Origin of the sequence: Streptomyces sp. NPDC050625, assembly GCF_040654755.1 — a bacterium.
GTDB lineage: Bacteria > Actinomycetota > Actinomycetes > Streptomycetales > Streptomycetaceae > Streptomyces.
This window is the reverse complement of the sequence record NZ_JBFAIQ010000002.1, coordinates 437,149-454,733: the sequence shown is the minus strand read 5'-3', so window position 1 is coordinate 454,733 and position 17,585 is coordinate 437,149. Positions and strand designations below refer to the sequence as shown.

Annotated in this window: 19 protein-coding genes; 8 read left to right on the top strand and 11 right to left on the bottom strand. The window is 72.4% G+C overall.

What is annotated here, in order from left to right; translation table 11 throughout:
• Nucleotides 1–10 precede the first annotated feature (10 nt).
• Entirely contained in the window at nucleotides 11–979 is a 969-nt protein-coding gene (locus AB0I54_RS06295) for a YafY family protein (RefSeq protein WP_363294728.1), read from the bottom strand.
• Nucleotides 980–1,019: 40 nt separating this feature from the next.
• On the opposite strand from AB0I54_RS06295, the gene AB0I54_RS06290 reads away from it, so the two are divergent.
• Together AB0I54_RS06290 and AB0I54_RS06285 are read left to right on the top strand one after the other, a co-directional pair.
• Nucleotides 1,020–1,499 carry a hypothetical protein gene (locus AB0I54_RS06290; protein ID WP_363294727.1) on the top strand — a complete coding sequence of 160 codons (480 nt, stop codon included), beginning with the start codon at nucleotides 1,020–1,022 and terminating at the stop codon, nucleotides 1,497–1,499.
• Entirely contained in the window at nucleotides 1,496–1,963 is a 468-nt protein-coding gene (locus AB0I54_RS06285; protein ID WP_363294726.1) for a hypothetical protein, read from the top strand. The genes AB0I54_RS06290 and AB0I54_RS06285 overlap by 4 nt, the downstream gene beginning before the upstream one ends.
• On the opposite strand, the gene AB0I54_RS06280 is transcribed toward AB0I54_RS06285, so the two are convergent.
• The 3 genes from AB0I54_RS06280 to AB0I54_RS06270 form a co-directional block, all read right to left on the bottom strand.
• The gene (locus AB0I54_RS06280; protein ID WP_363294725.1) at nucleotides 1,932–2,690 is read right to left on the bottom strand and encodes a class I SAM-dependent methyltransferase; all 759 of its coding nucleotides are present in this window, start codon (nucleotides 2,688–2,690) and stop codon (nucleotides 1,932–1,934) included. The genes AB0I54_RS06285 and AB0I54_RS06280 overlap by 32 nt on opposite strands.
• 5 nt (nucleotides 2,691–2,695) lie before the next feature.
• Complete coding sequence (locus tag AB0I54_RS06275; RefSeq protein WP_263214450.1) at nucleotides 2,696–3,001, bottom strand: 4a-hydroxytetrahydrobiopterin dehydratase; 306 nt, start codon at nucleotides 2,999–3,001, stop codon at nucleotides 2,696–2,698.
• A gap of 361 nt (nucleotides 3,002–3,362) precedes the next feature.
• Nucleotides 3,363–4,451: an ADP-ribosylglycohydrolase family protein gene (locus tag AB0I54_RS06270; protein WP_363294724.1), complete on the bottom strand. Its 1,089-nt coding sequence runs from the start codon at nucleotides 4,449–4,451 to the stop codon at nucleotides 3,363–3,365.
• 29 nt (nucleotides 4,452–4,480) lie between these two features.
• On the opposite strand from AB0I54_RS06270, the gene AB0I54_RS06265 reads away from it, so the two are divergent.
• The 4 genes from AB0I54_RS06265 to narJ all read left to right on the top strand — a co-directional run bounded on the left by AB0I54_RS06265 (nucleotide 4,481) and on the right by narJ (nucleotide 7,712).
• Nucleotides 4,481–5,323 carry a helix-turn-helix transcriptional regulator gene (locus AB0I54_RS06265; protein ID WP_363294723.1) on the top strand — a complete coding sequence of 281 codons (843 nt, stop codon included), beginning with the start codon at nucleotides 4,481–4,483 and terminating at the stop codon, nucleotides 5,321–5,323.
• Nucleotides 5,324–5,419: 96 nt separating this feature from the next.
• Nucleotides 5,420–6,283, top strand: coding sequence for a helix-turn-helix transcriptional regulator (locus tag AB0I54_RS06260; protein WP_363294722.1), 864 nt, complete (start codon nucleotides 5,420–5,422; stop codon nucleotides 6,281–6,283).
• Between the two features lie 18 nt (nucleotides 6,284–6,301).
• Nucleotides 6,302–7,108: an SAM-dependent methyltransferase gene (locus tag AB0I54_RS06255; protein WP_363294721.1), complete on the top strand. Its 807-nt coding sequence runs from the start codon at nucleotides 6,302–6,304 to the stop codon at nucleotides 7,106–7,108.
• A 127-nt stretch (nucleotides 7,109–7,235) separates the two neighbouring features.
• On the top strand, nucleotides 7,236–7,712 hold the full coding sequence (gene narJ / locus AB0I54_RS06250; RefSeq protein ID WP_363294720.1) for a nitrate reductase molybdenum cofactor assembly chaperone: 477 nt from the start codon (nucleotides 7,236–7,238) through the stop codon (nucleotides 7,710–7,712).
• Between the two features lie 10 nt (nucleotides 7,713–7,722).
• On the opposite strand, the gene dnaK is transcribed toward narJ, so the two are convergent.
• The 7 genes from dnaK to AB0I54_RS06215 form a co-directional block, all read right to left on the bottom strand.
• On the bottom strand, nucleotides 7,723–9,585 hold the full coding sequence (dnaK, locus tag AB0I54_RS06245) for a molecular chaperone DnaK (RefSeq protein ID WP_363294719.1): 1,863 nt from the start codon (nucleotides 9,583–9,585) through the stop codon (nucleotides 7,723–7,725).
• A 130-nt stretch (nucleotides 9,586–9,715) separates the two neighbouring features.
• Nucleotides 9,716–10,141: an OsmC family protein gene (locus tag AB0I54_RS06240; protein WP_363294718.1), complete on the bottom strand. Its 426-nt coding sequence runs from the start codon at nucleotides 10,139–10,141 to the stop codon at nucleotides 9,716–9,718.
• 65 nt (nucleotides 10,142–10,206) lie between these two features.
• Nucleotides 10,207–12,009: a hypothetical protein gene (locus AB0I54_RS06235; RefSeq protein WP_363294717.1), complete on the bottom strand. Its 1,803-nt coding sequence runs from the start codon at nucleotides 12,007–12,009 to the stop codon at nucleotides 10,207–10,209.
• Entirely contained in the window at nucleotides 12,006–12,263 is a 258-nt protein-coding gene (locus AB0I54_RS06230) for a hypothetical protein (protein ID WP_363294716.1), read from the bottom strand. The genes AB0I54_RS06235 and AB0I54_RS06230 overlap by 4 nt, the downstream gene beginning before the upstream one ends.
• Entirely contained in the window at nucleotides 12,260–13,321 is a 1,062-nt protein-coding gene (locus AB0I54_RS06225) for a MoxR family ATPase (RefSeq protein WP_363294715.1), read from the bottom strand. The genes AB0I54_RS06230 and AB0I54_RS06225 overlap by 4 nt, the downstream gene beginning before the upstream one ends.
• 79 nt (nucleotides 13,322–13,400) lie before the next feature.
• Nucleotides 13,401–15,530, bottom strand: coding sequence for a phage holin family protein (locus AB0I54_RS06220; protein WP_363294714.1), 2,130 nt, complete (start codon nucleotides 15,528–15,530; stop codon nucleotides 13,401–13,403).
• Nucleotides 15,531–15,651: 121 nt separating this feature from the next.
• Nucleotides 15,652–16,053 (bottom strand): hypothetical protein, encoded by a 402-nt coding sequence (locus tag AB0I54_RS06215; protein ID WP_263214422.1) that lies wholly within the window; start codon nucleotides 16,051–16,053, stop codon nucleotides 15,652–15,654.
• An 84-nt stretch (nucleotides 16,054–16,137) separates the two neighbouring features.
• On the opposite strand from AB0I54_RS06215, the gene AB0I54_RS06210 reads away from it, so the two are divergent.
• A complete protein-coding gene (locus AB0I54_RS06210; RefSeq protein WP_363294712.1) occupies nucleotides 16,138–16,911 on the top strand; it encodes an MBL fold metallo-hydrolase in 774 nt (257 codons plus the stop codon).
• Nucleotides 16,908–17,552 carry a VTT domain-containing protein gene (locus AB0I54_RS06205; protein WP_363294711.1) on the top strand — a complete coding sequence of 215 codons (645 nt, stop codon included), beginning with the start codon at nucleotides 16,908–16,910 and terminating at the stop codon, nucleotides 17,550–17,552. The genes AB0I54_RS06210 and AB0I54_RS06205 overlap by 4 nt, the downstream gene beginning before the upstream one ends.
• The last annotated feature ends 33 nt before the right edge of the window (nucleotides 17,553–17,585 follow it).

The following is a 17,585-nucleotide window of genomic DNA, read 5'->3' as shown; positions in this document are numbered from 1 at the left end:
GGTTCCCGTCTCAGTCGCCGCCGCTCGCACGGGAGTTGCCGTAGGTTTCGGCCAGTTCGGTGACGGTCCGCGCGATGCGCTCGCGCAGCTCGACGGGTGCGAGGACCTCGATGTCCGTGCCCAGGCGCAGGAATTCGGCGTGGGCGTGGTCGACGGACTCGATGGGGACGGTGGCCAGAGTCCAACCCCTCTCGTCCGTAAGGCCGTTGGAGACCGCCGCCTCCCCTGCCGGTCCGGGCAGCCGGGCGCCGGGGGCCAGTCGGACGAGCGCCTCTCCCCCGCGCAGTCGGTCGTGGAAGTCCCGCTGGTACGCCGTCCAGTAGGCGGCCAGGTCGAAGTCCTCGGGACGGGTGAACTCCTTTCCGGAGACGGTCAGTTCGAGGATCTGGTCGACCCGGAAGGTGCGCGGGCCCGGTCCGGCGACGACATACCAGCGGCCCGCCTTCAGGACCAGTCCGTACGGCTCCAGACGGCGGCGTACGTCGGTGGGCTCGCGCCAGCGCCGGTACAGGACGTCGAGGACGCGGCCGTTCCAGACGGCGTCGGCGACGGCGGGCAGGTGCGGGGTGTCGTCGGCGCCGGCGTACCAGCCGGGGGCGTCGAGATGGAAGCGTCCGCTGACGCGGTCTGCGTGGGCGCGCAGTTCCGGTGGGAGCGCGGCGCGCACCTTCAGCTGGGCGGCGGCCAGCACCGGGCCGAGTCCGAGGTCGGCGGCGGGACCGGGGGCGCCCGCCAGGAACAGGGCCTCGGCCTCGTCGGTGGTCAGACCGGTCAGGCGGGTGCGGTAGCCGTCGAGGAGGCGGTAGCCGCCGGCGTGGCCCGCGTCGCCGTACAGCGGAACGCCCGCCGCGCTCAGGGCCTCGACGTCCCGGTAGACCGTGCGGACGGAGACCTCCAGCTCCTCGGCGAGCTGGGCGGCGGTCATCCGGCCCCGGGTCTGCAGGAGCAGGAGGATCGAGACGAGTCGGCTGGACTTCACTGCCACAGGATGTCAGTGAAGCTGGCTTAGCGTCCCGTGCATGGCCTTCAAGGAGAAACTGCTGACCGTGCTGCCGCCGATCGAGGTGGCCGGCCGGCACGTCAAGCGCTATCACGTCACCGCGGACCCCGGGGGCATCGCGCCCGAGGTGGAGAAGGCGGCGTACACGATCCTGCCGCAGCTGCTGCCGGAGCCGGACGGCACGCCGCCCGCGACGTTCGTCGTGCTCCACCGGGGCGGGGACACCGGCGCCTATCTGAACGCGTACAGCTGGGTGTGGGACAACGTCCTGCACTTCAGGGGCGCCTCGGCGGGCCAGCCGGTGCTCGGCTGCCCCGACGAGGACCCGACGCACTTCATCCGGCCGGAGCTGCCCTGGATCGGCTGTGTGTGGGAGCTCCCGCCGATCCAGCACGAACGGGACGCCTGGGTACGGCATCTGCTGGCGCCCGAAGTCCCGGACCTGGAGGCCTACTTGACCGACAGCCTGCCCGAGGGAACCACGGGGGACCGTTCATGAGCAGCCCGCACGACTTCGACTTCCTCCACGGCGAGTGGGAGGTCCGCAACCGCCGCCGCACCGACTTCCTGGACCCCGGCAGCGACTGGGAGGAGTTCGCCGCCACCAGCCACTGCCGGCCGCTGTTCGGCGGGGCCGCGAACATCGACGAGATCGACATGCCGCGCCTGGGGTACCGGGGCGCGACCCTGCGGCTCTTCGACCGGGAGACCGGCGACTGGTCGCTGAACTGGGCCTCCAGCCGCAGCGGGACGCTCTTCCCGCCGGTCTTCGGCCGGTTCACGGGCGACCGCGGCGAGTTCTACGGCGACGACACGCACGACGGGAAGGACGTACGGGTGCGGTTCGTGTGGTCGGGGGTCTCCCCCGCCGCGGCCCGCTGGGAGCAGGCGTTCTCGATGGACGGCGGGGAGACCTGGGTGACCAACTGGATCATGGAGTTCGGCCGGCCTGCGGCTTCCTGAAGGACCGCACGCGGAAACGGGGGTCGGGGCGGGGCCGGTCCTGGTCCGGCAGGGCCGCCAGCGCCTCGGCGAGCCGGTCCGTCAGCGGGTCTTCGGGCGTCAGCATGGTGAACCAGCCGCGCCGCAGATTGGCGATGGTGCCGCGGGGGCTGCGGCCCTGGCCCAGGCCGGGGAAGGACGCCTGCCCGGCGGGGAGGAGTCCGTGCTCCGCGGCGTGCGCTGCCACCGTGCCGGCCGCGTCGGGGGCGGGGCGGCGTGGCCGCGGGACGAGGACGGCGTCGATGTCGCTGCCCACGTCGTGCGCCTCGGCCTTGTCGACCGTGGTGACGAACACCCCGCCCGGCCGGAGCACGCGGGAGCACTCGGCGAGGATGGAGCCGACGTCGGCGGGGTCGTCCATCAGATGCAGCAGCCAGACGCTGGTGACCGCGTCGAACGTCCCGTCGGGGAACGGGAGTCGGCGGCTGTCGGCCAGCACGACCGAGCCGGGCAGTCGGGCGGCGGCCATCCGTGCCATGCCGTGGGCGAGGTCGGCGCCCGTGACCGTCATCTCCGGCCGGGCCGCCGCCAGCCGCCGGGTCACGATGCCGGTGCCGCAGGCGAGGTCGAGGAGTCGGCGGGCGCCGTCGGGGATCAGGCCGAGGACGGCGTCGGCGGCCGCCTCGGCCCGTGGTTCGCCGCCGCGTGAGGCGTCGTAGGCGTCGGCTTCCTTGTCGTAGTCCAGCACGTACCTCAGTGTGCCCCGTGACCTGGGGCGATGTCCTCCACCCGGCGGGCGAGTCCGAAGTCCTTGGCGGTGACGGCACCGCCGGCGCTGTGCGTGTTCACGGACAGGGTCACCGTGTTGTAGCCGAGGGTGAGGTCGGAGTGGTGGTCGAGCTCGTCCTGGATCCGGGCGATGTGCACGACCAGCGCCGCCGCCGCGAAGTGCGAGCCGAGCCGGTACGAACGGGTGATGCGGTCCCCGTCGAGCGACCAGCCCGGCAGCTCGGCGAGCCGGTCCTCGATCTCCTTCTGGGACAGCGGTTCGACGGGCATGGAACGGCTCCCTTCCTGGGCTCACGTACCCGCTCAGCCTGCCACAGACGTGCCCGCTCAGCCTGCCGCAGCCGAGCCCACCTCAACCCCCTGCGAACTCCGCCGCCAGGTCGTCCGCCAGCACCGCGACCCGCGCCCGGCCCTCCACCCGCCCGACCCACGCATGAGGCAGACCCACATCGCCATGACACGCGCCGAACAGATCGCCGCAGCCAAGCCCGCTCAGCCCCCTGCGAACTCCACCGCCAGGTCATCCCCAGCACCGCAGCCCGCGCCCGGCCCTCCACCCGCCCGACCCACGCATGAAGCAGACCCACATCGCCATGACACGCGCCGAACAGATCGCCGAAGGCGAACCCGCTCACCCCCCTGCGAACTCCGCCGCCAGGTCGTCCGCCAGCGCCGCGACCCGCGCCCGGCCCTCGACCCGCTCGACCCAGGCATGAGGCAGACCCACGTCGCCGTGGCGTGCGCCGAGGAGGTTGCCGCAGATCGAGCCGGTGGAGTCGCTGTCACCCGAGTGGTTGACGGCCAGCAGCAGGGCGTCCTTGACGCGGGGTTCCGCCAGGGCGCAGTAGACGCCGATGGCGAGGGCCTGCTCGGCGACCCAGCCCTCGCCCAGTGACTCGACCTTCTCCGCCGTCGGCGTCCCCTGCGCGGCGAGCTCGACGGCTTCGCGCAGGGCGGCCGAGGTCTCCTCGTGGCCGGGGTGGGTCTCCAACTCCCGTAGCGCGCGCAGCACCGAGCCCTCCAGGGAGTCCCCGGCGACGAGGTGCGCCACGATCGCGGCGAGGGCGCCCGCCGCGTAGTAGCCGGTGGGATGGCCGTGGGTGATCTGGGCGCCGCGGGCGGCCATGGCGAAGGCCGCGTCGGCGGGGTTGACGAGGCCGAAGGGGGCCGAGCGCATCACCGCGCCGCAGCCCTTGGAGTCCGGGTTGACCTGCCCCGGCCTGCCGTCGAGCGCGAGCCACGGGTCGGGCGCGTACATCTGGGCGATCCCGGACAGGCAGGCGTTGCCCGGGGCGCGGCGGGCGTACAGCCACTCCTCGGTGATCAGGCCGGCCGGCGAAGCGCCGCCCTCGGTGGGTGCGGCCCGGTCCGGGCCGGGCTTCGACTGGGTCTGCAGCCACCGCTCGTAGGCCTGGCGCAGCAGCAGGGACCAGGCGCCGCCGATGCCCTTGGCGCGTTCCCGTGCGTGGGCCTGGACGAGGGCCTCGGCGGTGAACAGGGTCATCTGGGTGTCGTCGCTGATCCGGCCCACCACGCCGTGCGCGCCGGGTACGAGCCCGGTCACCCCGCGGGCACCGTGGGCCGCGCGGATCCGGTCGAGGGAGGAGAACTCCACGGGATAGCCGAGGGCGTCACCGAGGGCGCCGCCGAGGAGGCAGCCGCGGACCCGGGCCCGGTACACCGCCGTGGCCTCCCAGGACGGTTTCCAGGGCTCGTTCATGCGCACACTCCTCGACTACGGTCGTCCGTATGACCAGTGTCGCGTCCGGCCCCGCCCCGTCCGCCACCACCCCCGACCCCACCGCCAACGAAAAGGGTGTGGGTCCGCTGCTGCGTGCCTGGCGGGAGCGGCGCCGGGTCAGCCAGCTGGAACTGGCACTGCGTGCCGACTCGTCGGCGCGGCACATCAGCTTCATCGAGACGGGCCGTTCCCGGCCGAGCGAGGAGATGGTGCTGCGCCTGGCCGAGCACCTGGACGTGCCGGTACGGGAGCGCAACGCGCTGCTGCTGGCGGCCGGTTACGCCCCGCACTATCCCGAGACCCCGCTGGACGACCCGGCGCTGGACGCGCTGCGGGACGGGATGGAACAGCTGATCCGGGGTTACGAGCCGTATCCGGCGCTGGTCGTCGACGCCACGTACACGGTCGTCGCGGCCAACCGGGGCATCGCCATGCTGCTGGACGGCGTACCGGAGTCCCTGATGACGCCCGCGCCGAACGCGATGCGGCTGACGCTGCATCCGGAGGGTCTGGCGCCGCGCATCCGCAATCTGCGCGAGTGGCGCGGCCATCTGCTCGCGCAGATGGAACGGCAGATCGCCCTTCATCGCTCCGACGCGCTGCGGGAGTTGTACGAGGAGGTCGCGGCCTACCCCGTCCCGCGGGGCACGCCCGAGGACGAACCGGCCGAGCCCGCCGCGTACTTCGCGCTGCCGATGCGGATCGAGCACGAGGGGCGGATCCTGTCGTTCGTGTCCTCGATCTCCACGTTCAACACGCCGATGGACGTGACAGTGGCCGAGTTGGCGATCGAGACGTTCCTGCCCGCCGACCCGGCCACCGCCAAGTACCTGCATACGCCGGTGGGTTGACCGGCATGTGACGCGTGCGTCTGCGTCGGGCACGTGTGCGATACGGCATCGCGTGACACACTGCACGCAGACTTCGGCGCGTAGGGGAGGCGTGGCGTGAGTGAGCGGCGGGCTGCGCCGACCGTGGGCCAGGTGGTGCTCGGGAAGCGGCTGCAGGAGCTGCGCGAGGCGGCCGGCCTCAAGCGCGAGGAGGCCGCCCGGGTGCTGCGGGTGGCTCCGGCGACCGTACGGCGGATGGAGATGGCCGAGGTCGCGCTGAAGATCCCCTACGTGCAGGTGCTGCTCACGACGTACGGCGTCGCCGACGAGGAGGCGGCCGCGTTCGTGGAGCTGGCCGAGGAGGCCAACCAGCCGGGCTGGTGGCAGCGGTTCCACGATGTGCTGCCGGACTGGTTCAGCCTGTATGTGAGCCTGGAGGGCGCCGCCCGGATCATCCGCTCCTACGAGCCGCACTTCGTGCCCGGCCTGCTGCAGACCGAGGGCTACGCGCGTGCGGTGCTGGAGGCCGGGACGATCGGGAGCTGCGGCCCGGAGGCGATCGAGCGCCATGTGTCGTTACGCATGGCACGGCAGAGCCTGCTGGAACGGGAACATCCGCCCCATCTGTGGGTGATCATGGACGAGACGGTGCTGCTGCGCCCGGTGAGCGAGCACGCCGAGGTGATGCGCGACCAGCTGGACAAGCTGCTGGAGTACGTGGAGCGGGACCGGATCACCCTCCAGCTCGCCGAGTTCGCCGCAGGACCGCATCCGGGGACGTACGCCCCCTTCACGCTGTTCCGGTTCGCGGAGCCCGAGCTGCCGGACATGGTCTTCACGGAGTATCTGACCGGCGCCCTGTATCTGGACTCGCGGTCGGAGGTCGGGGCGCACCTGGAGGTGCTGGACCACATGACCGCGCGGGCCGCGTCCGCACAGCGCACCGAGAAGATCCTGCGTGAGTACCGGAAGAACCTCTGAGGACGGAGCAGACAGCGCATGAGCGAATCCGAGGCCGGGCGCATCACCATCGACACGAGCAGGCCGCATCCCGCACGCGTGTACGACTGGTGGCTGGGCGGCAAGGACAACTACCCGGTGGACGAGGAGCTGGCGCGGAAGATCCTGGCCGCGGACGGCACGGCGGTGCGCGGGGCGCGTGCCAACCGGCGGTTCATGCACCGCGCCGTGCGTACGGCGGCCGAGGCGGGGATCCGTCAGTTCCTGGACATCGGCACCGGCATTCCCACCGAGCCCAATCTGCACCAGGTGGCGCAGGGCGCGGCCCCTGAGTCGAGGGTGGTGTACGCGGACAACGACCCGATCGTGCTGCGGCACGCCGAGGCACTGCTGAAGGGCTCCGCCGAGGGCAGCACGGACTACGTCCACGCCGATGTCCGCGACCCCGACACCATCCTGCGCCTGGCCGGTGAGTCCCTGGACTTCGGCCGGCCCGTCGCGCTGTCGCTGGTGGCGCTCACCCACTACCTGGGTGACGAGGACGATGTGTACGGCCTGATCGAGCGGTACGTCGCACGGCTCGCCCCGGGAAGCCATCTGATCCTCTCCCAGGTCACGCAGGATCTCAGCCCCGAGGGCGTGGCCCGGGCGGCGGAGCTGTTCCGCAGGAGCGGCACGCCGTTCTATCCCCGTACGCTGACGGAGTTCGCCAGGTTCTTCGACGGCCTGGAGCTGCTCGGCCCCGGTGTCATCCCCGTCTACGGCTGGCGGCCGGACCCGGAGGACGTGGCCGCGCAGGCGGAGGGCGTCGTACCCGTGTACGCGGGGGTCGCGCGCAAGCCCTGACCCGGACGGGTGCCGCAGACAGGTGCGCATCCCTCCTCGCCCCTAGGTTGGGACCAAGGGCGAGCAAGGGAGCGCGCGTGTCCGACCGCGAGCGGCGGCCGGCCTCCGACGACGCGAAGGAGGCCTGATGCCCTCGGACGCGGTCCTGTACCAGGCGGCTGCGCTCTGCCTGACGTATCCGGACGACGACTTCGTCGCCCGGCTGCCGCTGCTGCGCGAAGCCGCGCCGCAGTTGCGGGAGTTCAGCGACTACGCGGCCGCGACCCCGCCGTGCGAACTGGCCGAGCACTATGTGCGGGTCTTCGGGCTCGGGCACCGGCACGGCCTGTATCTGAGCCGGTGGAACAACGGCTGCATCGGACGGCGGGGTAAGTCCCTGGACCGGTTCGAGGACGTCTACCGGGAACACGGCCTGGAGTTCAGCTGCGAGGAGCTGCCCGACTTCCTCCCGGCGGTGCTGGAGTGCACCGCCCGTACCGGCAGCACGGAGCTGCTCACGGAACACCGCGACGCGCTGGAGGGCCTGCGCTCCCGGCTGACGGAGTTCGGTACGCCGTACGCATCCGTACTGGACGCGGTCTGCGCGACCCTGCCGACCGCGTAGCGGGAGTCGGCTACGCGGCACCGCCCTTCGCGTCGCGTTCGTCGTCGACGATCTCCGCGTCGACCACGCCCTCCTCGTCCTGCGGCGGTGCGGCGCTCTCCCCGGGAGGCGGAGTCTCCTGCTGGGTCTGCGCGTACATGGCCTGCCCCATCTTCTGGCTCACGGAGGCGAGTTTCTCGACGCCGGCGCGCAGGGCGGCCGTATCGGCATTCTGTTCAAGGAGGGTCTTCAACTCCGTGGCCGCCGCCTCGACCTCGGACTTCGTCTCGGCGGGCACCCGGTCCTCGTTGTCCCGGATGAACTTCTCGGTCTGGTAGACGAGTTGTTCGGCCTGGTTGCGGGTCTCGGCGGCCTCCCGGCGCCTGCGGTCCTCGTCGGCGTACTGTTCGGCCTCCCGCATCATGCGGTCGATGTCGTCCTTCGGGAGGGCCGAGCCGCCGGTCACCGTCATCTTCTGCTCGCGCCCGGTGGCCAGGTCCTTCGCCGAGACGTGCATGATCCCGTTGGCGTCGATGTCGAAGGCCACCTCGATCTGCGGGACTCCGCGCGGGGCGGGCGGCAGGCCGGTGAGGTCGAAGACGCCGAGCTTCTTGTTGTAGGCGGCGATCTCCCGCTCGCCCTGGTAGACCTGGATGCCGACCGAGGGCTGGTTGTCGGTGGCCGTGGTGAAGATCTCCGAACGGCGGGTCGGGATCGTGGTGTTGCGCTCGATGAGCTTGGTCATGATGCCGCCCTTGGTCTCGATGCCCAGGGACAGCGGGGTGACGTCCAGCAGGAGCACGTCCTTGACGTCGCCGCGGATGACGCCCGCCTGCAGGGTGGCGCCGACCGCCACCACCTCGTCGGGGTTGACGCCCTTGTGCGGGTCCTTGCCGGTGAGTTCCTTGACCAGGTCGGTGACGGCGGGCATCCGGGTCGAGCCGCCGACCAGGATGACGTGGTCGATCGCGGAGAGCTTCACGCCGGCGTCCTTGACCGCCTGGTGGAAGGGGGTCTTGCAGCGGTCGAGCAGATCGGCGGTGAGCTCCTGGAACTGGGCACGGGTCAGCTTCTCGTCCAGGTGGAGGGGGCCTTCGGCGGAGGCGGTGATGTACGGGAGGTTGATCGTCGTCTCGGTCGAGCTCGACAGCTCGATCTTGGCCTTCTCGGCGCCCTCGCGCAGCCGCTGCAGCGCCATCTTGTCGTTGCCCAGGTCGACGCCGTACTGCCCCTTGAACCGCTTGACCAGGTGTTCCACGATCCGCTGGTCCCAGTCGTCGCCCCCGAGGTGGGTGTCGCCGTTGGTGGCCTTCACCTCGATGACACCGTCGCCGATCTCCAGGAGGGAGACGTCGAAGGTGCCGCCGCCGAGGTCGAAGACGAGGACGGTCTGCTCCTCGCCGCGGTCGAGGCCGTAGGCGAGGGCGGCGGCCGTGGGCTCGTTGATGATCCTGAGCACCTTCAGACCGGCGATCTCCCCGGCCTCCTTCGTCGCCTGCCGCTGGGAGTCGTCGAAGTACGCCGGTACGGTGATCACCGCGTCGGTGACGTCCTCGCCGAGGTAGGCCTCCGCGTCCCGCTTCAGCTTCTGCAGCACCCGCGCCGACAGCTCCTGGGCCCGGTAGCGGGTGCCGTCGACGGTGCCGCTGTCCGGGAAGCGCCAGGCCCCGTCGCCCATGTGCCGCTTCACCGAGCGCGCGGTGCGCTCCACGTTCGTCACGGCCTGCCGTTTGGCGACCTCGCCGACCAGTACCTCGCCGTTCTTGGCGAAGGCCACGACCGACGGCGTGGTCCTCGCCCCCTCGGCGTTGGCGACGACGGTGGGCTCGCCGCCCTCCAGGACGGCCACCACCGAGTTCGTCGTGCCGAGATCGATCCCGACCGCGCGTGCCATTGCTGTCCCCTTCCGCCCGGCGTTTCCCCGACTCCAGCACAAAACTTGAGCGGGCCGTTGTCAATGCCGGGTACCCCGAAACGGCGATGCCGCGCCCTGCGGGGCGCGGCATCCAGGGACGTGGTGCGGGTCAGGCGAGCTTCGCCGACAGGGTGATGGTGGTGCCGGTCAGGGCCTGGCTGACCGGGCAGTTCTTCTTGGCGTCCTCGGCGGCCGCGGCGAAGCCGTCCTCGTCCAGACCGGGGACGGTGCCTTCGACGGTGAGGTGGATGCCGGTGATGCCCTCACCCGGCTGGAAGGTGACGTCCGCCGAGGTGACGAGCTTGGTGGGCGGGGTGCCGGCGCCGGCCAGGCCGTGCGACAGCGCCATGGAGAAGCAGCTGGAGTGGGCGGCGGCGATCAGCTCCTCGGGGCTGGTCTTGCCGTTCGCCTTCTCCGCGCGCGACGGCCACGACACCGGCTGCTGGCCGATGCCGGAGGAGTCGAAGGTGACGACGCCGTTGCCCTCGATCAGGTTGCCTTCCCAGACGGTGTGTGCGGTGCGCGTGGTGGCCACGGTTGTTCCTTTCGCGTGGGAGCCCCATTCCGGGTTCTGCGTGTCCCATCCGATCACATCCGGACTCACCGCACCTTGAAGACGGGCCCACGCGGGGTGAACGGCAGCCGGCCGCCCTGTGGGATCAGATAGGCGTGCTCGCGCCGCACGCGCAGTACGTCGCACCAGCCGTCGGTGATGACCAGCACCGGGGCGCCCGGCGGGAAGTCGTCCGCCCGGTGCAGCAGGTCGATCCCGGGCTGCAGGACCGTACCGCCGCGGCCGTGCACCCGTACCCGCCCGGCGATGTCGGCGACCGGCAGATAGCCGGCGTCGTGCGGGGCGGCGTCGCAGAAGACCACCCGGGCGGCGGGCACGTCGCGGGCCTCGGCGTACGAGGCGATCGCGCCGAGCGCCTTGCCGAGCAGCGTGCGGTCCATGGAACCGGAGGTGTCGAGGACGACGCCGAAGGTGCAACGGGCGACCTCCTCGGGCGGGAACCAGTGCCCCGCGCGCGGGATGTCGGGGGTGGACGACTGCCGGCGCGAGGGCCGCGCGTACGACCGCACCGCCTCCGGACGCGGGACGAACTCGTCGAACCAGCGGGCGAGTTGTGCGTCCCAGGGCAGCGGCGGGTGGCTGAGCGCGCGGATCTCCTCGACCAGGCCGCCGGGCAGGAAGCCGCGCTCCTGCGCCTGGTGCAGGTCCAGGCCCTGGGCGAGGCCCCGGCGGTAGAACTCGTCGAGGTCGACGTAGTCACGGGGCGGGCCGAGCGGGGCGCCGAGCATGTCACCGAGGCCCTTGCCGCGCAGGGTGGCCAGGCGCCGCATCCGGCGCAGGTCGCCGGCGATCCGGTCGTACACCTCCTCGGCGGACAGCCCGGTCAGCTCCGGGTCGTGCAGCGCCCCTTGGGGCATGGTGCCGACGCCCATCTCGACGAGCCAGGCGTTGATGACGTAGTCGCAGGCGATGTTGAACAGATAGTGGTCGCGAGTGCCGCGGCGGTCGCCGTGGCGCAGGGCGGCGTGCAGCATCTCGTGGGCGAGGACGAACCGCCACTCCTCGTCCTCCAGGGTGCGCAGCGGGTTGACGTAGATCTCGCCCGCCTCGGCGTTGACGGCGGCGACGGAGATGTCATGGGCGCGGGCGAGTTCGGCGTCGGCGACCAGCCTGATGCCGGCCGCGATACCGCCGAGCAGCGGATAGGAGGAGATGAACCAGCTCAGGGCCTTCTCCCAGGGGCGCGGCGGGGTCGCGGCGCCGGTCATGGAGTCGCGGCGGCCGCCCGCCATGTCCATTGCCGTGGCCATGGTGCGGGTCAGGGCGTGCGCGAAGGCGAGCTGCCAGTCCGGGGGCTGCCCGGCCCACTTGTTCCAGGACACCAGCAGCTGGTCGGGCTCGCCGCCGGCGGTGCCGCAGCGCTCGTACGCGGCCGGGACGCCCGTACGGCGCCACTGCGCGGCGAGCTGTTCCTCGTCGCCGTCGGGGTACGTCGGCGGCAACCGCTCCGGTGCCTGGCCGACGGGAAAGGTCTGCAGGAAGCGGTTGACGACGGCGCAGCGGGCGGCGAGGTCGTGGCGGTCGGGCTGGGTGCGTTCGCCGGTGGCGGCCGGGAGGTGTCCGAAGCCGAGGTGGAGGGTGGCGTGGGCGAGGGCCCAGGCCCATTCGGCGGGCTCGGCACGGCGGGTGGGGTGGGCGTGCAGCACCCCGTCGGAGTCGGCGCGCACGAGACCGTCGCGCGGCGCGAGACCGCAGTCCGGATGGCGGCAGACGGTGAACTCCACCGCACGCAGGGCCGGATTGGCCCGCAGCAGCGCCACACCCGCCGCGAACTCCTCCGCGGCCAGGTCCTTCTTCTGCTGCTGCTTCACCGCACGCACCCGGCTCACCGGCGCGCCTCCACCAGCCGGGGCATGTCCCGCGCCGCCTCGATCAGGAACCAGGCGGGCAGCACACGATCACCGTCGGCATCGGCGCGCACGAGCCCCTCGCGCGGCGCGAGACCGCAGTCCGGATGGCGGCAGACGGTGAACTCCACCGCACGCAAGGCCGGGTTGGACCGCAGCAGCGCCACACCCGCCGCGAACTCCTCCGCGGCCGGGTCCTTCTTCTTCTCCTGCTTCGCCGCACGCACCCGGCTCACCGGCGCGCCTCCACCAGCCGGGGCATGTCCCGCGCCGCCTCGATCAGGAACCAGGCGGGCAGGACGGGGTTGCCGTCGGTGTCGGCGGCTATGACGCTCTGCGCGACCTCGACGGAGATCTCGGCGAGCTGCACGAGCAGGGACTTGGCCCGGTAGGCGGTCTGGCGTCCGTTCGCCGACATGTGCTCCTTGCTGACGGGCAGTTCCTTGACGAGGCGGCCGCGGAACGACTCCGCGAGGTAGTACAGCAGGTCGCGGTCCTCGACGCGGTGCGGCCAGCGGGCGTCGCCCTTGAGGATCGCCTCGATGCCGAAGCGGCTGCGGACGATCTTGACGTAGCCGCAGAAGGCGGTCGCGTGGGCGGGGGTCAGGGTGCCGTGGGCGAGGACCTTGAGGGTCTCCTCGTCGAGGTCCCGGCCGAAGGAGTGCAGCGCGTCGGAGAGCATGTGCCAGGAGCGCGGGGTGGAGAACGGCTCCTCGGTCTTCGGCGGTTTGGACCACAGATGGTCGGGCCGGTCGGTGACGTGGTCCACGATCCAGGGGTGGATGCCGTTGCCCGCGGCCCAGGCGAGCCAGTCCCGGGCGGAGGCCTCCAGATGGACGTGGGCGAGCCGGTTGACGAGGGCGGAGGCGATGGGGCGGGCGAGGGCGTTGTCGGTGGCCCGGTTTCCGGCGCCGACGACGATCGAGCCCTTGGGCAGCTCGTAGGTGCCGATACGGCGGTCCAGGATCAGCGAGTAGAACGCCTTCTGCACGTCCGGGGTGGCAGCGTTCAGCTCGTCCAGGAACAGGCAGTACGGCTCGTCGCGGGCGATCGCCTCCGGCGGGCAGAACACCGACCGTCCCTCGCGGATCTGCGGGACGCCCATCAGGTCCTCGGGGGCGAGCTGGGTGCCGAGCAGGCTCACGCAGTCCAGGCCCAGCGACGCGGCGAACTCCCGGACCAGGGAGGACTTTCCGATGCCGGGGGCACCCCAGATGAAGACGGGGCGGACGGTGGCGAGGCCGAGCAGCAGCTCGGGGAGACGGGCAGGGGTGACCGTGACGGCAGCCTGCAAGACCAGGGCTCCTTGGGGAGGTTCGAGGGCGGGCGACTCGAACAGTGTGGGCGCGTGTCCCCTCGGCCGCAGCCGATTTTCAGGCGGCCCGCTCCTCCTCTGCCTGAGGGGTGAGCGGCACCTGGGGGCCGTTCTCCTCGCGCAGCCAGCGGCGCAGCACGCGGTGCACCTGCTCGGCGCCGACCGGCTCCTGTCCGTCGTCGCTGGGCGCGGACAGGGCGAGGGGCGACAGCAGGAACGGTTTCGCCTGGGCGCCGCCGAGTCCGCCGTGGGAGCCGATCTGCTCCTCGAAGGCGAGGACTTCGCCGCCGGCGGGGTCGTACCAGGAGTTGACCATGATGTCGGCGGTGTGCGGGAAGGAGTGCGTGCGGCGGACGGCGTCGGCGGCGCCGGGGCCGAAGCAGGACAGCGGGCCGGGATGGCCGTCGAGCCGGTCCAGCGGGATCTCCGCGCCGTTCGCGCCGAGCACCAGCCCGCCGTGCCGCTCGCTGCGCACCAGCAGGAAGCCGATGCCGGGGTGGTTGGCGAGGGTGCTGAGCAGGGCGGGGTGACGGGCGTCGATCTCCTCCTTGGTCATACGGTGCGGCACGTCCGGGAAGGAGACCAGACCGAGGTTGCCGGAGGCGAGCACGATCGGTTCCGAGTGGCGGCCGGCGGGGCGGTGGCGTTCGCCGCGCTCCTCGACGGGCCTGTGCAGGGCCGCGCGTACGGCGGCTCGTGCCTCGGCGCCGGTCGGGGTCTCCCCTGGTCGAGCGAAGCCGAGAGCTTGGGGAAGGGTCCGCTCGGCCCGGCGCGGTACGGGCAGTCCGCTGCCGGCGCGGACGAGGTCGCCGAGGGTGAGGCCGTAGCGGGCGTGGAAGGTCTCGCCGGGGCTCTGGCCGTGGTCGGAGAGCACGACGATCCGATAGGGGCGCGGGGCGTGTTCGGCGACCTTCTCGATGAGGGCGAGGCAGCGGTCCAGGCGCTGCAGCACCTTGTCGGCGTCGCGGCTGCGCGGCCCGGAGTGGTGGGCGACCTCGTCGTAGGCGACGAGGTCGGCGTAGACGGCGGTACGTCCGGCGAGCAGGTCGCCCATCACCGCGGCGACGACCACGTCCCGTTCGACGACGGTCGCGAAGGCACGGACGAAGGGGTAGAGCCCGCCGCGCTTGACGCGTGGACGCTGCCCCCGTGCCCGGGCCCGGGAGGACTGGCCGATCTCCCGGCAGACCTCCGCGGCGAAGGAGAGCGCGGTGCGGACGGCGTTGGCCGGGTCGGAGAAGTAGGCGAAGTAGCCGGCCCGGGAGCGGTTCTCGCGGCCGCGGCGGCGGGTGGCGATGGACAGGACGAGGGCCTGTTCGCCGGCGCCGCCGCTGAACAGGTTGCCGCGGCTGGCGCCGTCCACGGAGAGCAGTCCGCCGTCGCGGGTGCGCTCCACGGCACGGCGCTGGAGCTCGGCGGCGCTGGTCGGGCGGTTGCAGACCATCACCTCGTGGCTGTCCTTCTCGTACCAGCGGAACGCGGGGACGTCGAAGTTGGAGCCGTGCAGGATGCCGAGCTGGCTGGCGCCGGTCTGGCTGGACCAGTCGGTGCGCCAGGGGGTGAGCCGGTGGGTGGGCGGCAGGCCGTCGGCGGCGCCGGTCCAGCGGGCGACGGTGGGCATGAGCCCCTTGCGGACGGCGTCGGTGAGGACGTCGTGGCCGACGCCGTCGAGCTGGACGAGGACGGTGCCGGGGGTGGCCGGGCAGGGCGGGTGGGAGCCGCGGCGGCGGTCGGCGAGCCGGTAGAGCCTGCGCCGGTAGGCGTCGTCGTCACGGACGGCGAGGGCGGCGCCGGTGGCGGAGGCGACGGCGGACATCACGGCGGCCACGATGACGGCGGTCTCGGGGGCGGCCTCGCTGCTGCCGGAGGGGTTGATGCGCAGCGCGACGAGCAGCAGGGAGCCGTTGAGGAAGAAGACCAGCAGGCCGAGGACGAGGGCGGGCACGAGCAGCAGCAGCCGTACCAGGAGCGGCCAGACCACGGCCGACAGGATGCCGAAGGCACCGGCGCCGAGGGCCGCGGTGACCGCGATGCGGGTGGCGCTGTCGCCGTCGGCGGACTGGAGCTGGAAGTCGGGCAGGATTCCGGCGAGCACGAGCATGGTGAGGGTGGAGACCGCCCACACCGTGACGCTCCGCCCGATCTGACTGGCGATCCGCCGCCAACGCCCGCCACGCACGCCCCGCACACCTCACGTCCCGGCCCGTCACCGGCGCGGGCCTTGCTCCACCTTGTCACAGGGGGGCGGGCCGGACATCAGGGACCTTCGCCGCAGGACCCAGGGGGTGTGGTCCGGATCATCCCGGCTTCTAGCGGCCGTCGTACCCCGCGGTCGGCATCGACAGGCGCCGGTGGACACGGGCCTTCATCTGGGCGTCGTACAGCGGTTCCGCGCAGCCGACCGTCTCGACCCGCACCCCGCGCCGGGCACACTCCGCGGTGAACTCGTCGGCGGAGGACAGGGCGCTCTCCAGCACCCGCCGGCTGGGCGCGACGAACAGGTCCACCCCGGGCCGGACCCCGTCCCACAGCACGCAGTGGTCGGGGCGCAGACCCCGCACCAGCAGCTCCCGCGCCACGACATAGCCACGCTCGGCGGCCCAGCGCGCGCACATCGCGTGCTGACTGCGGGAATCCACGAGGAAGGGATCCGCCTCCAGCTCCTCCAGCGGCGTCAGACTGGCGATCGCCGTGACCCGAACCGGTCCCATGGTGGCCCCCTCACCTCCGGGTTTCGCCGCCGACCCTACTCCTGCCCGTAGGCTTCGGGGAGTCGCGCGAAGGAGGCGAAGAGGGTGCCGGTGGAGATCACCTGGTGGGGTCACGCCACCTGCACGGTAGTCGACTCGAACATACGTGTGCTCACCGATCCCCTGTTCGCCGGCAGACTCGCGCACCTGCGCCGCCGCCGGGGTGCGCTGCCCGCCCCCGACGCCCGCCGGGCGGACGTGGCACTCGTCTCGCATCTGCACGCCGACCATCTGCACCTGCCCTCGCTGGCCCGGCTCGCCCCGGGCACGCGCCTGCTCGTGCCCCGGGGCGCACCACGGGCGGTACCGGGGCTGCGCCGGCTCACCCATCTGCGCATCACCGAGGTGGCCCCCGGAGACGAGACCGTGATCGGTGACCTGGTCGTCAGGGCGGTGTCAGCACGTCACGACGGGCGACGGCTGCCGATCGGCCCGCACCGCTGCCCAGCCCTCGGGTACGTCGTCGAGGGCGAGGCACGGACCTACTTCGCCGGGGACACCGGCCTGTTCGACTCCATGGCAGAGGAGGTCGGGCCGGTGGACGTGGCGCTGCTGCCGGTCGGCGGCTGGGGACCGTACCTCGGCCCGGGGCATCTGGACGCGGGACGCGCCGCCCAGGCTCTGGCCCGGCTCGCGCCGCGCAGCGCGGTGCCGGTGCACTACGGCACATACTGGCCCATCGGCATGGATGCCGTGCGCCCCCATGAATTCCATGCGCCGGGTGATGAATTCGTGCGCCTGGCCGCCGAGTACGCGCCTCAGGTGACGGTGCACAAGCTCGGGCACGGGGAGGGCGTGCGGCTGGAGGTCGCGCGGTGAACTGGCTCGCCGACGCCGCGCGGGCGGCCGTGCCACCGGAGTCCACCCAGCAGGCGATCGGCTATCCGTCGCTGTTCCTGCTGGTGCTGATCGGGGCGCTGGTGCCGGTGGTGCCGACCGGGGCGCTGGTGAGTTCGGCGGCGGTGGTGGCGTTCCATCAGACAGCGCCGTTCTCGCTGGCACTGGTGTTCGTGACGGCGTCGCTGGCCGCGTTCCTGGGGGACGCGGCGCTGTATCTGCTGGGGCGGCGCGGGATGGGCTCGAAGAACGGGTCGCGGTGGCTGGCCGCGATCCGCGCGCGGGCGCCCGAGGACCGGCTGACGCAGGCACAGGGGAAGCTCGCGGAGCACGGTGTGGCGGTGCTCGTGCTGTCCCGGCTGGTGCCGGCGGGCCGTATACCGGTGATGCTGGCCTGTCTGCTGGCCGACTGGCCACTGCGCCGCTTCGCCCGCGGCAACCTGCCTGCCTGTCTGGCCTGGGCGGTGACCTACCAGCTGATCGGGATCCTCGGCGGTTCGCTCTTCCCGGAGCCGTGGCAGGGCGTGGTCGCGGCCGTCGCGCTGACGCTGCTCATCACCGTGACACCGAGCGCCTGGCGGCGCCTGCGGAAGGCTTCGCCGGTCCAGCGGTCGTCGGGATGAGCGCGCCCCGCCGGCCGGACGGGGCCACGCTCC

What these genes read in the sequence shown, in the direction of transcription:
- AB0I54_RS06290 (WP_363294727.1), top strand. Translation starts at nt 1,020, where the DNA reads ATGGCCTTCAAGGAGAAACTGCTGACCGTGCTGCCGCCGATCGAGGTG.
- AB0I54_RS06285 (WP_363294726.1), top strand. Translation starts at nt 1,496, where the DNA reads ATGAGCAGCCCGCACGACTTCGACTTCCTCCACGGCGAGTGGGAGGTC.
- AB0I54_RS06275 (WP_263214450.1), bottom strand. Translation starts at nt 3,001, where the DNA reads ATGCCCGTCGAACCGCTGTCCCAGAAGGAGATCGAGGACCGGCTCGCC.
- AB0I54_RS06270 (WP_363294724.1), bottom strand. Translation starts at nt 4,451, where the DNA reads ATGAACGAGCCCTGGAAACCGTCCTGGGAGGCCACGGCGGTGTACCGG.
- AB0I54_RS06265 (WP_363294723.1), top strand. Translation starts at nt 4,481, where the DNA reads ATGACCAGTGTCGCGTCCGGCCCCGCCCCGTCCGCCACCACCCCCGAC.
- AB0I54_RS06255 (WP_363294721.1), top strand. Translation starts at nt 6,302, where the DNA reads ATGAGCGAATCCGAGGCCGGGCGCATCACCATCGACACGAGCAGGCCG.
- narJ (WP_363294720.1), top strand. Translation starts at nt 7,236, where the DNA reads ATGCCCTCGGACGCGGTCCTGTACCAGGCGGCTGCGCTCTGCCTGACG.
- dnaK (WP_363294719.1), bottom strand. Translation starts at nt 9,585, where the DNA reads ATGGCACGCGCGGTCGGGATCGATCTCGGCACGACGAACTCGGTGGTG.
- AB0I54_RS06215 (WP_263214422.1), bottom strand. Translation starts at nt 16,053, where the DNA reads ATGGGACCGGTTCGGGTCACGGCGATCGCCAGTCTGACGCCGCTGGAG.